We start from the raw sequence: 13,564 nt of genomic DNA on the forward strand, positions 1-13,564 counted from the left end.
CACGGGACCCCGGTGCGCACCGGGCTCGGGGGGAAGCGCCGGTGCCGGGCTGGTGGGAGGTCGGTTCTCCTGCTGGGTGATGAGCCCCCAAGCCCGGGCCTTGCGGCGGCTGACGGTGAAAGCCGAGGCGACTGAGCGGGGCAAGAACATCGAGCGGAGCGCGAATGTCGCGCCACATATTATCAATCGGAAGGCACGGCCTCGCGCCCCGCTTCCCGAACTACCTCCTGCAAGGGAGTGCTCTTTGACAATGGCCAGGCGCGAAAGCGAGCGTGGCGATGGAAAAACACGCCAAGGCGGCGGAGGCCACATTTCTTCGCGCCCCCCCTCTGGCCCTTCGACAAGCTCAGGGCCAGAGGGGGGCAACGTAGGGTGCAGCCAAACCCGCTTACAGGGGCTCCAAGTGGCGCCGTCTCCCCCAACGGAAGCATCCTCCCAGAATCGTCTAAATCCTGACCAAAATAATCATATATTTATCGAGCGATTTCAAATACTTACCCAAAAAATTGACCAATTGATAAAAATTTGGAACGTGCTAGGCTTCCTCAAAATTAGAATAAACTGGGGAACTGGAATGGCAGAAGGTCTTTTCAAGGAAGGCATCGTCGGCGGTCGCCTTGAGTCAGCTCAATACGCCGAGAATTTCTCCGATTTGCACCCGCCTCTCGACAATCACGAGGCGCTGGTCGAGTCCGATCGCTGCTACTTTTGCTACGATGCGCCATGCATGACGGCGTGTCCGACATCGATCGACATCCCGATGTTCATCCGTCAGATATCGACCGGCAATCCGCTCGGCTCGGCCAAGACCATCTTCGACCAGAACATCCTTGGCGGCATGTGCGCCCGCGTCTGCCCGACCGAGACATTGTGCGAAGAGGTCTGCGTCCGCGAGGTTGCCGAAGGCAAGCCGGTGCAGATCGGCCGCCTGCAGCGCTACGCCACCGATGTGGCGATGGAGCAGGGCAAGCAGTTCTACAGCCGCGCCGCCCCGACCGGCAAGAAGATCGCCGTTGTCGGCGCCGGGCCAGCCGGTCTCGCGGCCGCCCACAGGCTCGCACGCCACGGCCATGAGGTGACCATTCTGGAAGCCCGGTCCAAGGCCGGCGGCCTCAACGAATACGGCATCGCCGCCTACAAGAGCACCGATGATTTCGCCCAGGCCGAAGTCGACTACGTCACCGCGATCGGCGGCATATCAATCGAAAACGGCAAGGCGCTCGGCCGCGACTATCATCTCGCCGACCTGACCGCTTCTTACGACGCCGTGTTCCTCGGCCTTGGCCTTGCCGGCGTCAATGCGCTGCGCGCCGAAGGCGAGGACGCCGAGGGTGTCTCCAACGCGGTCGATTTCATCTCGGTCCTGCGCCAGTCGAGCGACCTCGCCGGCCTGCCGGTCGGACGCCGTGTCGTTGTCATCGGTGGCGGTATGACGGCGGTCGACGCCGCCGTGCAGTCCAAGCTGCTCGGTGCCGAAGAGGTGACGATCTGCTATCGCCGTGGCCAGGAGCACATGAATGCCTCGGGCTTCGAGCAGGATCTCGCAGCCGCCAATGGCGTCGTCATTCGGCACTGGCTGCAGCCCAGGCAGGTCGTATCGGACGGCGGCAAGGTGGTTGCCATCGAGCTCGAATACACCGCCATGAAGGGCGACAGGCTCGCGGGCACCGGCGAAATCGTCACGCTCGCCGCCGATCAGGTGTTCAAGGCGATCGGCCAGAGCTTCGAGCCGGCAGCCCTCAACGGCAGCGGCGCCTCCATTGCCATGGAAGGCGGTCGCATCAAGGTCGATGAGGAAGGGCGCACGTCGCTCAAGAAGGTCTGGGCCGGTGGCGACTGCATCGCCGGAGGCGACGACCTGACCGTTTCGGCTGTGGCGCAAGGGCGCGACGCGGCTGAATCCATCAACCGCGCCCTAATCGGCTAAGGGAGGACAAGATGGCAGACATTCGCAACAACTTCGTCGGCATCAAGTCGCCCAATCCGTTCTGGCTGGCGTCTGCGCCACCCACCGACAAGGCCTACAACGTCATCCGCGCCTTCAAGGCCGGCTGGGGCGGCGTCGTGTGGAAGACGCTCGGTGAGGAAGGCCCGCCGGTCGTCAACGTCAACGGCCCGCGCTACGGCGCGATCTGGGGCGCTGATCGCCGCCTGCTCGGCCTCAACAATATCGAACTGATCACCGACCGCGATCTGCAGACCAATCTGCGCGAGATCAAGCAGGTCAAGATGGAGTGGCCCGACCGCGCCATGGTGGTGTCGCTGATGGTGCCGTGCGAAGAGCACGCCTGGAAGGCGATCCTGCCGGTGGTCGAAGAGACCGGCGCCGACGGCATCGAACTCAATTTCGGCTGCCCGCACGGCATGTCGGAACGCGGCATGGGTGCGGCCGTTGGCCAGGTGCCGGAATACATCGAAATGGTCGTGCGCTGGTGCAAGCAAAACACCCGCATGCCTGTTATCACCAAGCTGACCCCCAACATCACCGATGTGCGCAAGCCAGCGCGGGCGGCACTTGCCGGCGGCACCGACGCCGTCTCGCTGATCAACACCATCAATTCGATCACCGGTGTCGATCTCGACAGCTTCGCGCCGCAGCCGACCATTGACGGTAAGGGCTCGCACGGCGGCTATTGCGGCCCGGCGGTGAAGCCGATTGCCATGAACATGGTGGCCGAGATCGCGCGTGACCCGGAAACGGCTGGACTGCCGATCTCGGGCATCGGCGGCATCACCACCTGGCGGGACGCTGCCGAGTTCATGGCGCTCGGTGCCGGCAACGTGCAGGTCTGCACGGCGGCGATGACCTATGGCTTCAAGATCGTGCAGGAGATGATAGCCGGCCTTGAAAACTGGATGGACGAGAAGGGCCACAAGTCGCTCGACGACATCGTCGGCCGCGCCACGCCCAACGTCACCGACTGGCAGTATCTCAACCTCAACTACGTCGCCAAGGCGCATATCGACCAGGATGCCTGCATCAAGTGCGGCCGTTGCCACATCGCCTGCGAGGACACCTCGCATCAGGCGATCACCAGCATGGTCGACGGCGTCAGGCATTTCGAGGTGATCGAGGAAGAGTGCGTCGGCTGCAATCTTTGCGTCAACGTTTGCCCGGTCGAGAACTGCATCACCATGGAGCCGCTGGCCGTTGGTGCCATGGACAAGCGCACCGGCAAGCCGGTTTCGCCCAACTATGCCAACTGGACGACGCATCCCAACAACCCGATGGCCAAGGTCGCGGCGGAGTAGGGGCGGCAAGCCATGGACGACAGGAGCGAGATTGTCGAACTCGCTCTTGCCTGGGCGGCGGCGATCGTTTCGAACGACGCCACCGCCATGGGCAGCTTCATGGCTGATGATTGGGTCATCGTCGGCCAAGATGGCGCAACTGGAAAGGCGGGGTTTCTCGCCATGGTACGGTCGGGCGATCTGACCCACGACATGATGCGCACCGTAGGCGACCCACGCGTCGAATTCTACGGCGAGACAGCGGTCTACACCGCCCACGTGGTCAACAGCGGTCATTTCAGCGGTCAGCCGTTCTCCGCGGACGAATGGACGACCGATGTGTTTGTTCGGCACGGAACCGGCTGGAAGTGCGTGCTCAGCCATGTGGCACCTGCGCGTAAGCAAGAAGGGGTCGGCACCTAGATCCCGAAGGCAACCCCCGTCGAGCTGTGGCAGCAGGCAGACTGAGCGAGTTTCTCAACAGATCGGCATCGTCACCAAGGAAATTCATTCTGCTCTTATTGTGGATAGAATATATCCATGATAACTCTTATCCAAGATTGAGAGGTGGCGGTGATGAAGCTTGGCGATGGCGTGGAGGCGGCGATCCATTGTGCGGCGATGCTGGCGGGCGTCGATGGTGACGGCACCATGCCGGGCACTGTGATGGCCGAGGCATTCGGGCTTTCGCCGAGCTATCTGCTCAAACATCTCAAGGCGTTGACTGCCGCCAAGGTGCTGGAATCGGTGCCCGGTCCGAATGGTGGCTACCGCCTTGCGAAGCTACCCGAGCAGATCTCACTGCTCGACATCGTGTTGGCCATCGAGGGCAGGGAGCCGGCATTCCGCTGCGGCGAGATCAGGCAGAAGGGCAGCTACGCGCTCGACGCCTCGGCCTATGTGAAGCCCTGCGGCATCAACGTTGCCATGCTCAATGCGGAGCGGGCCTATCGCACCGCACTTGCCGGCACGCGGCTGTCCGACATCGTCGCCGACTTCACCGCCAACACCGACCAGCGCATCGTCGCCGCCAGCTGCGCCTTCGTGGCGCTCAACCAGCGGCCGCAAAACGCCAAGGCAAAGACCATCAACGAAAGGAAGATGCCATGAAACCCAGGCTGAATTTCTATACCGCGGCCCCCGAACTGACGAAGCATCTGGTCTCGCTCACCACCGCAATCAACGAATGCGGGCTTGAACACAGCCTGCTGCACCTGATCAAGTTGCGCGCGTCGCAGATCAACGGCTGCTCTTATTGCGTCGACATGCATAGTCGCGAGGCCAAGCAGGACGGCGAGACGGAACAGCGTCTCTGGCTCGTCGCGGCGTGGAAGGAATCTCCGCTTTTCACCGAGCGCGAGCGCATGGCCTTTGCCTGGACGGAAGCGGTCACGAATATTGCCGATGCCGGCGTTCCGGCCGAACTCTATGCCGAAACGCAAAAGCACTTCTCCGGGGAAGAGCTGGTCAAGCTCACCATGGCGCTCGGCATGATCAACACCTGGAACCGCCTTTGCGTGACATTCCACGCCGTTCATTCGGTCGCCGAAGCCAAGGCCGCCTGATCCACCAAACCGAGAAAAGACATTTTGCAGCGATCGCCAGAGGGCGATCGCCCAGGGAGATTTTTATGTTCGACATTTCGACACTGGCATTTGTGGGTCGCCTGCTGCTTGGCGGAGCCTTTGTTTTCGCTGGCCTGCGCAATATCGCCAACGCAAATTTTCTCGCCGGCATGATGACCACGCGCGGCGTGCCGCAGGCAAAGCTGTTCCTGTGGGCCGGCATCGCGCTTCAGATCGTGGCCGGACTGCTGCTGATTGCCGGTCCCTGGACTGCATTTGCCGCAGCCGCGCTGATCGCGTTCCTGCTTGTTGCGACCGTCATGTTCAACAATTTCTGGGACCACTCGGGCCCCGAACGGGCGGCGCGCATCAATGGCGTCGTCAGCAATGTTGCCTTGGCAGGCAGCTTTTTGCTGGTGATCGCGGCGGGGCAGTAAACAGGCGAAGAAACCGATTCAGGTTTTCGGCCTAAGCCCTTCAACAAAAAGCTGTTCGAGGAAGCGGGCCGCGTCCTCGAAACGGCCTTCGCCGCCACGGTCGGGGCCCAGCACGGCGCGGACCTGGACGTCGAAATCGGCATAATGCTGGGTCGTCGCCCAGATCGCGAAGATGAGGTGCCAGGGGTCGGCCTTGGCGACCTTGCCCGAGCGCATCCAGCCCCGGATGACCTCGACCTTCTCGTCGACCAGCGTTTTCAATTCGCCTTCGAGCATCGCCATGATGCGCGGGGCGCCCTGCAGGATCTCGTTGGCGAAAAGCCGGCTTTCCCTGGGGAAATCGCGCGCCATCTCCAGCTTGCGCCTGATGTAGCTCCTGAGCTCGGTCATCGGGTCGCCGATGTCGTCGAGCTCTTTGAGCGGCGCGAGCCAGGTGTCGAGCAGCCGGTGCATCAGCGTCTCATGGATGTCTTCCTTGCGGCGGAAATAATAAAGCAGGTTGGGTTTCGACATGCCCGCCGCTTCGGCGATCTGGTCGATGGTCGAACCGCGAAAGCCGTTGGTGGAAAACACCTCGAGTGCCGCTTCGAGGATGACCTCGCGCTTCTCTTGCTGGATGCGGGTGCGGGCGCGCGGTGCCGAACCTTCCATGGTCATGACGTCCCACATTCGAGGGAGGGCGACAGCACTCTCTGGACCAATCCGCTGGACCAGTTCTTGCCGACCTGTGGAGCGCGTCTGTGAAGCCGCATTTCCGGTAGTAATCCCTTGACCGCCGAAGCGGCGGTGCTAACGTTTGTCCAATCGGTCAAAAAATTGCGTAACACAAAAACGCACCGATGACCAAGCGTTGGCCGTACTGAAACAGGGGAAGAAAGGAAAGCTTGGTCATGTCGGACAGGCTAAAAGTTACGCCCAACGATCTCAGCGCATTCTGGATGCCGTTTACCTCAAACAGGCAGTTCAAGCAGGCGCCGCGCATGATGGTTGCGGCCAAGGACATGCATTACACGGCCAGCGACGGCCGCAAGATTCTGGATGGCACCGCAGGTCTTTGGTGCGTCAATGCCGGCCACTGCCGGCCCAAGATCACCGAGGCGATCCAGCGCCAGGCCGCCGAGCTCGACTACGCCCCGGCGTTCCAGATGGGCCACCCAATCGTCTTCGAACTGGCGAACCGCCTCGTCGACATCGCGCCCAAGGGCATGGACCACGTCTTCTTCACCAATTCCGGTTCGGAATCGGTCGAAACCGCGCTCAAGATGGCGATCGCCTATCAGCGCGTGAAGGGCGAGGGCGCACGTACCCGCCTGATCGGGCGCGAACGCGGCTATCACGGCGTCAATTTCGGCGGCATCTCGGTCGGCGGCATCGTCACCAACCGCAAGATGTTCGGCACGCTTTTGGGCGGCGTCGACCACATGCCGCATACGCATCTGCCGGCCAAGAACGCCTTCACCAAGGGCGAACCGGAATATGGCGCCGAGCTTGCCGACGAGCTGGAGCGCATCGTCACGCTGCATGACGCATCGACCATCGCCGCCGTCATCGTCGAGCCGGTTGCCGGTTCGACCGGCGTGCTGATCCCGCCGAAGGGTTATCTCCAGAGGCTGCGCGAAATCTGCACCAAGCACGGCATCCTGTTGATCTTCGACGAGGTCATCACCGGTTTCGGCCGTCTCGGCACGCCGTTCGCATCGGATTATTTCGGCGTCGTCCCTGACATCATCACCGCTGCAAAGGGTGTGTCCAACGGCGTCATTCCGATGGGTGCGGTGTTCGTGAAGAAGGAAATCCACGACGCCTTCATGACCGGGCCGGAACACCTGATCGAGTTCTTCCACGGCTACACCTATTCGGGCAACCCGATCGCATCGGCTGCGGCACTCGCAACGCTCGACACCTACAAGGAAGAGGGCTTGCTGACCCGCGGTGCGGAGCTTGCGTCTTATTGGGAGGATGCGCTGCATTCGCTCAAGGGCGAACCGCATGTCATCGACATCCGCAACATCGGCCTGATCGGCGCGATCGAGCTGCAGCCGATTGCCGGCAGCCCGAGCAAGCGTGCGTTCTCTGCCTTCGTCAAGGCGTTCGAGCGCGGCGCGCTGATTAGGACCACCGGCGACATCATCGCGCTGTCGCCACCGCTGATCATCACCAAGGGCCAGATCAACGAGTTGATTGATCACGTCCGTGAAGTGTTGAGGATGATCGACTGACGACCTAGAGCTTGATCCGGAAGAGCAAGCATGCTCTCCGGGTTCCGCTCCAACGAATAAGGGAGTCCCGCACCATGTTGCGCGGGGCTCTTCGGCGAAAGCCGGACGAAGGAGATGCGGCGTCGGGAACCGCTGGCGTTTCCGGGCATAACAAGGAATGAGAGGACTACCACATGGCCGCCCCAGGCGAGAATCTGCGAATCAATTCAGAGCGTTTGTGGGATTCGCTGATGGAAATGGCGAAGATCGGCCCCGGCATTGCCGGCGGCAACAATCGCCAGACCCTGACCGATGAAGACGGCGAGGGCCGCAAGCTCTTCAAGAGCTGGTGCGACGCTGCCGGGCTCGACATGGGCATCGACGAGATGGGCACGATGTTTGCCCGCCGCGAAGGCACCGACCCCGAAGCGCTGCCAGTTTATGTCGGCAGCCATCTCGACACGCAGCCCACCGGCGGTAAGTTCGACGGCGTGCTTGGCGTGCTCGGCGGCTTGGAAGTGATCCGCTCGCTCAACGACCTTGGCATCAAGACCAAACATCCGATCGTGGTCACCAACTGGACCAATGAAGAAGGCACGCGCTTTGCGCCGGCCATGCTGGCATCGGGCGTGTTCGCCGGCATGCTCGAGCAGGACTTCGCCTATGCCCGCACGGACGCGCACGGCAAGCGTTTCGGCGACGAGCTGGAGCGCATCGGCTGGAAGGGCACCGAAAAGGTCGGCGCGCGCAAGATGAAGGCTTTCTTCGAGCTGCACATCGAGCAGGGGCCGATCCTCGAAGATGAAGAAATTGAAATCGGCGTCGTCACTCATGGCCAGGGCTTGAAATGGCTGCAGGTGACGTTGACCGGCATGGAAGCCCATACCGGCTCGACGCCGATGTACAAGCGCCGCAACGCCGGTCTCGGCATGGCGCGGGTGACCGAGCTGGTGCACGAGATCGCCATGGACTATCAGCCCGACGCGGTCGGTGCCGTTGGCCACATGGAGGTCTATCCCAACTCGCGCAACATCATCGCCGGGCGCACCGTCTTCACCATCGACATCCGCTCGCCCGAGAAAGAAGTGCTCGACGCCATGGACGGGCGCATCCGCGAGGGCGTGGCGACGATCTGCGAGGCGCTCGATATCTCCTTCGAGATCGAACAGGTCGGCCATTTCGACCCGGTCACCTTCGACAAGGATTGCGTCAAGGCCGTACGCGACGCCGCTGACCGGCTTGGCTACAGCCATCGCGACATCGTCTCTGGCGCCGGCCACGACGCCTGCTGGATCAACCGCGTGGCGCCGACGGCTATGGTGTTTTGCCCCTGCGTCGACGGGCTCAGCCACAATGAAGACGAGGAAATCTATCCCGAATGGGCCGCCGCCGGCTGCGACGTGCTGTTCCATGCGGTCCTGGAAACGGCAGGGATCGTGGAGTGAGTTTTTGGGCTCATACCCTTGCGCATTCGACCTCTCCCCATCTCGGGGAGAGGCGTTTGGCGCTGTTCGACCAAGGGGCAGTCCTAACATGATCTGAAACACGGCCGAAGCGCTCAAAAAGAAGCGCGGCTAGAATTGGGGAACTGAGCATAATGACCAAAGTCATCCGAAACGGCACCATCGTCACGGCCGACCGGACGTGGAAGGCCGACGTGCTGATCCAGCATGGCAAGATCGTCGCCATTGGCGAGAATTTGCATGCCGATCACGAGTTCGACGCCACCGGCTGCTACATCATGCCCGGCGGCATCGATCCGCACACTCATCTCGAAATGCCCTTCATGGGCACTTACTCAGCTGACGACTTCGAGACAGGCACGCGCGCGGCCCTTTCGGGCGGCACCACGATGGTCGTCGATTTCTGCCTGCCGGCGCCTGGCCAGTCGCTGCTCGAAGCGCTGCAGATGTGGGACAACAAGACCACCAAGGCCTGCTCCGATTATTCGTTCCACATGGCGATCACCTGGTGGGGCGAGCAGGTGTTCAACGAGATGGCCCAGGTTGTCGACAAGGGCATCACCTCGTTCAAGCACTTCATGGCCTACAAGGGCGCGCTGATGGTCGACGACGACGAGATGTATTCGTCGTTCCAGCGCTGCGCCGAGCTTGGCGCGCTGCCTTTGGTGCATGCCGAAAATGGCGACGTCGTTGCCCAGCTGTCGGCCAAGCTGCTTGCCGCCGGCAACAACGGCCCCGAGGCACATGCCTATTCGCGCCCGCCCGAGGTGGAAGGCGAGGCGACCAACCGCGCCATCATGATCGCCGACATGGTGGGTTCGCCGCTCTATGTCGTGCACACCTCCTGCGAGCAGGCACATGAGGCGATCCGCCGGGCCCGACAGAAGGGCATGCGCGTTTATGGCGAGCCGCTGATCCAGCACCTGGTGCTCGACGAGACCGAATATTTCAATAAGGACTGGGACCATGCCGCGCGCCGGGTGATGAGCCCGCCCTTCCGCAACAAGCTGCATCAGGATTCGCTGTGGGCGGGCCTGCAGGCGGGATCGCTGCAGGTGGTGGCGACCGACCATTGCTCGTTCACCACTGAGCAGAAGCGCAACGGCGTCGGCAATTTCACCAAGATCCCCAATGGCACCGGCGGCCTCGAAGACCGCATGCCGGTGCTGTGGACCAAGGGAGTGAACACCGGCCGGCTGACGATGAACGAGTTCGTCGCGGTGACCTCGACCAATATCGCCAAGATCCTCAACATGTATCCCAAGAAGGGTGCGATCGTTGAGGGCGCCGACGCCGACATCGTGGTGTGGGATCCCAAGCGCAAGAAGACGATCGCTGCGAAGAGCCAGCAGTCTGTCATCGACTACAACGTCTTCGAGGGCATCGAGGTGACCGGCCTGCCGCGCTTCGTCTTCACGCGTGGCGAGCTCGCCATCCAGGAAGCCGAGGTCCAGGCGAAGCCGGGACACGGCGAATTCGTGGCGCGCGAGCCGCACGCACCGGTCAACCGGGCGCTGTCGAAGTGGAAAGAGATCACCGCACCGCGCAAGGTCGAACGCACAGGCATCCCGGCGACCGGGGTCTGAGAGACTTGCGGCCGCTGCCGGTTTTGCGGTGGCCGCAACGACCCGCTGATACACGCGGGCGATTTCCAAAGTACCGAGCAGGGATGGTGGCCGCGTATGGTGGTCGCAAGGTGGTGCCGAAGATGACTGGTCGCGCACGCCTGGAAAAACATCCCGATCAAGTGGACGCCTGCCTCATCTTCGGAGAGGATGGCATGATGTGGGGTAAAGTCGGGCAATGCTCATGACAGTCAATCAAGCCACGGCGACAAGCGTCAATCAGAACGCCGTCGTCGAAGCCAGAAAGCTGGGGCTGACCTTCCAGACCAATGACGGCCCGGTGCGGGCGCTTTCAGACGTCAATCTGACGATCAACAAGGGCGAGTTCGTCTCCTTCATCGGGCCTTCGGGCTGCGGCAAGACGACGTTCCTTAGGGTGATCGCTGATCTCGAGCAGCCGACGGAAGGCACGATCTCGATCAACGGCATGATGCCCGAACAGGCGCGCCAGGCGCGTGCCTATGGCTATGTCTTCCAGGCGGCGGCACTGTTTCCGTGGCGCACGATCGAGAGCAATGTCGGGCTGCCGCTCGAGATCATCGGTCTGCCCAAGGCCGAGCAGCAGGCGCGCATCAAGCGCACCATGGATCTGGTCAATCTCACCGGATTCGAGAAGAAATATCCCTGGCAGCTGTCGGGCGGCATGCAGCAGCGGGCTTCGATCGCGCGCGCGCTCGCCTTCGATGCCGACCTTTTGCTGATGGACGAGCCGTTCGGTGCGCTCGACGAGATCGTGCGCGACCATCTCAACGAGCAATTGCTCAGGCTGTGGCGGCAGACCAACAAGACGATCTGCTTCGTCACCCATTCGATCCCCGAGGCGGTCTACCTGTCGACGCGCATCGTCGTCATGTCGCCGCGGCCGGGGCGTGTGACCGACGTGATCGAGTCGACGCTGCCCACCGAGCGGCCGCTCGACATCCGCGAGAGTCCGGAATTCCTGGCGATCGCAGCGCGTGTCCGCGACGGGCTGCGCGCCGGCCACTCCTACGAGGATTGAGCCGCGATGGATCGCCTCAGAGACCGGGTCGTTCCCGTCATCACCATCCTGCTGGTCATCGTCGTCGCCTGGTATGCGTTTGCCGTGTTCATGAACGCGCCGTTCCAGCGCGATCTGGACCGGCGGGCGGGACTGACGCCAAGCACCATGGAATTCATTGGCAAGACGCTATCGCAGCCCAAGCCGACGATGCCGGCGCCGCACCAGGTGGCGCAGAATTTCTTTGAAAACACCTTCATGAGGAAGGTCACCAGCGCGCGCAGCCTCGTCTATCATTCGTGGGTGACGCTGTCGTCGACGCTGCTCGGCTTCACTTTCGGCACAGCACTCGGCATCCTGATCGCCGTCGGCATCGTCCATGTCATCGCACTCGACCGCTCCCTGATGCCCTGGATCATCGCCTCGCAGACGATCCCGATCCTTGCGGTGGCACCGATGATCATCGTCGTTTTGGCGGCCATCGGCATCACCGGGCTGATCCCCAAGGCACTGATCTCGACCTATCTGTCGTTCTTCCCGGTCGCGGTCGGCATGGTGAAGGGCCTGCGTTCGCCCGATCTCATGCACCTCGACCTGATGCACACCTATAATGCGAGTGCATCGCAGACCTTCTGGAAGCTGCGCGTGCCGGCCTCGGTGCCGTTCCTGTTTGCCTCGATGAAGGTGGCGGTCGCGGCAAGCCTTGTCGGCGCCATCGTTGGCGAGTTGCCGACAGGCGCTGTCGCCGGCATTGGCGCCAAGCTGCTTGCCGGCTCCTATTACAGCCAGACCATCGACATGTGGGCGGCTCTTGTCGCCGGCTCGGTGGTGGCCGCGATGCTGGTGGTGCTGGTTGGATTTGTCGGCAAGCTTGTCGAACGCTCGATGGGAGGACGGCCGGCATGAATTTCACCAAAGCATCCTGGCAGGTCTTGCTGGCCCTCGTGCTGTGCGCTGTCGCCATGGCCACGATGCCGATGCTGGCGAGCGATGCCGGAGCGCCGATGTCGAGAGGCGCAACGTCGCTTGTCATCGGTCTCATCGCGTTGCCTGCCGTGGCCTCCTTCGCCATGTTTTCCGGCATGGCCAGCGCTGCCGTGCTTTTCATTGGCGCGCATGGGGCTGCCTGGCTGCTGATTGCGGCTATATCGGGCAACGAAGGCATGGCGCGCATGCCGTTCTTCCTGCTGCTCGCCGCCGCATGGCTGCTCGCCTGGCGCTGCGTTAGCGTCCTTTCAACCGTCCGCCCGGTGTCGAAGCAGGCCAAGACAATGCTGCGTTTGCTGATCCCGGCGATCTTTGGGGCTTGGATCCTGATCCTGTGGGAAGCGGTGACTCGGGGGGCGGGGGTTCCGTTCATCCTGCTGCCGCCGCCGAGTGCCATTGCCGCGCGCATCGGCAATTCGCTGCCGATCCTTTTGGCCGACGTCCGCCAGACGATCTTCAAGGCGGTGCTGTTTGGCTACATCGTCGGCTGCGCCTCGGGTTTCGTGGTGGCGATCCTGGCCGATCGCGTGCCGTTCCTGCGCAAGGGCCTCTTGCCCATCGGCAACATGGTGTCGGCGCTGCCGATCATCGGCGTCGCTCCGATCATGGTGATCTGGTTCGGTTTCGAGTGGCAGTCGAAAGCCGCCGTAGTCATCATCATGACCTTCTTCCCGATGCTGGTGAACACGGTCGCCGGCCTTGCGGCTTCGGGCCATATGGAGCGCGACCTGATGCGCACCTATGCGTCGAACTACTGGCAGACGCTGTTCAAGCTGCGGCTGCCGGCCGCCGCTCCCTTCATCTTCAACGCGTTGAAGATCAACTCCACGCTGGCGCTGATCGGCGCCATCGTCGCCGAATTCTTCGGCACGCCGATCGTCGGCATGGGCTTCCGCATCTCGACCGAGATCGGACGCATGAATGTCGACATGGTCTGGGCGGAGATCGCTGTTGCGGCTCTGGCCGGTTCCGTCTTCTATGGTGTGGTCGCCTTCATCGAGAGGGTCACCACTTTCTGGCATCCGTCCGTCCGTGGTGGGCGGGCGTGACCTGAGCTCCTTGGGCGGGGCCGCGGTCCA

The 13,564-nt window shown here is 62.3% G+C and carries 13 protein-coding genes; 12 read left to right on the forward strand and 1 reads right to left on the reverse strand.

Going from position 1 to position 13,564, the window contains the following annotated elements; all coding sequences use genetic code 11:
• Positions 1-574: 574 nt before the first annotated feature.
• From AC1DLV_RS07350 to AC1DLV_RS07375, 6 genes are all read left to right on the forward strand, one after another.
• On the forward strand, positions 575-1,927 hold the full coding sequence (locus AC1DLV_RS07350; RefSeq protein ID WP_476798912.1) for an NAD(P)-dependent oxidoreductase: 1,353 nt from the start codon (positions 575-577) through the stop codon (positions 1,925-1,927).
• A gap of 11 nt (positions 1,928-1,938) precedes the next feature.
• Positions 1,939-3,252: an NAD-dependent dihydropyrimidine dehydrogenase subunit PreA gene (preA, locus tag AC1DLV_RS07355; protein ID WP_476798913.1), complete on the forward strand. Its 1,314-nt coding sequence runs from the start codon at positions 1,939-1,941 to the stop codon at positions 3,250-3,252.
• Between the two features lie 12 nt (positions 3,253-3,264).
• Complete coding sequence (locus AC1DLV_RS07360; RefSeq protein WP_476798914.1) at positions 3,265-3,654, forward strand: nuclear transport factor 2 family protein; 390 nt, start codon at positions 3,265-3,267, stop codon at positions 3,652-3,654.
• A gap of 153 nt (positions 3,655-3,807) precedes the next feature.
• Positions 3,808-4,341: an RrF2 family transcriptional regulator gene (locus AC1DLV_RS07365; protein WP_476798915.1), complete on the forward strand. Its 534-nt coding sequence runs from the start codon at positions 3,808-3,810 to the stop codon at positions 4,339-4,341.
• Positions 4,338-4,796, forward strand: a complete 459-nt coding sequence (locus tag AC1DLV_RS07370; protein WP_476798916.1) for a carboxymuconolactone decarboxylase family protein — start codon at positions 4,338-4,340, stop codon at positions 4,794-4,796. Before AC1DLV_RS07365 ends, AC1DLV_RS07370 begins: the two co-directional genes overlap by 4 nt.
• 65 nt (positions 4,797-4,861) lie before the next feature.
• Entirely contained in the window at positions 4,862-5,233 is a 372-nt protein-coding gene (locus AC1DLV_RS07375; RefSeq protein ID WP_476798917.1) for a DoxX family protein, read from the forward strand.
• An 18-nt stretch (positions 5,234-5,251) separates the two neighbouring features.
• Here AC1DLV_RS07375 and AC1DLV_RS07380 read toward each other — a convergent pair whose 3' ends face one another.
• Positions 5,252-5,884 carry a TetR family transcriptional regulator C-terminal domain-containing protein gene (locus AC1DLV_RS07380; protein ID WP_476799242.1) on the reverse strand — a complete coding sequence of 211 codons (633 nt, stop codon included), beginning with the start codon at positions 5,882-5,884 and terminating at the stop codon, positions 5,252-5,254.
• 239 nt (positions 5,885-6,123) lie between these two features.
• On the opposite strand from AC1DLV_RS07380, the gene aptA reads away from it, so the two are divergent.
• From aptA to AC1DLV_RS07410, 6 genes are all read left to right on the forward strand, one after another.
• Positions 6,124-7,452 (forward strand): omega-aminotransferase AptA, encoded by a 1,329-nt coding sequence (aptA, locus tag AC1DLV_RS07385; RefSeq protein WP_476798918.1) that lies wholly within the window; start codon positions 6,124-6,126, stop codon positions 7,450-7,452.
• A gap of 173 nt (positions 7,453-7,625) precedes the next feature.
• Positions 7,626-8,876 (forward strand): Zn-dependent hydrolase, encoded by a 1,251-nt coding sequence (locus AC1DLV_RS07390; RefSeq protein ID WP_476798919.1) that lies wholly within the window; start codon positions 7,626-7,628, stop codon positions 8,874-8,876.
• A gap of 152 nt (positions 8,877-9,028) precedes the next feature.
• Positions 9,029-10,480, forward strand: a complete 1,452-nt coding sequence (gene hydA / locus AC1DLV_RS07395) for a dihydropyrimidinase (protein WP_476798920.1) — start codon at positions 9,029-9,031, stop codon at positions 10,478-10,480.
• A 217-nt stretch (positions 10,481-10,697) separates the two neighbouring features.
• Positions 10,698-11,519, forward strand: coding sequence for an ABC transporter ATP-binding protein (locus tag AC1DLV_RS07400; protein WP_476798921.1), 822 nt, complete (start codon positions 10,698-10,700; stop codon positions 11,517-11,519).
• Between the two features lie 6 nt (positions 11,520-11,525).
• Positions 11,526-12,404, forward strand: coding sequence for an ABC transporter permease (locus AC1DLV_RS07405; RefSeq protein ID WP_476798922.1), 879 nt, complete (start codon positions 11,526-11,528; stop codon positions 12,402-12,404).
• Entirely contained in the window at positions 12,401-13,534 is a 1,134-nt protein-coding gene (locus tag AC1DLV_RS07410; protein ID WP_476798923.1) for an ABC transporter permease, read from the forward strand. The genes AC1DLV_RS07405 and AC1DLV_RS07410 overlap by 4 nt, the downstream gene beginning before the upstream one ends.
• Positions 13,535-13,564: the final 30 nt, after the last annotated feature.

Source organism: Aminobacter sp. 01T433 (assembly GCF_056398585.1).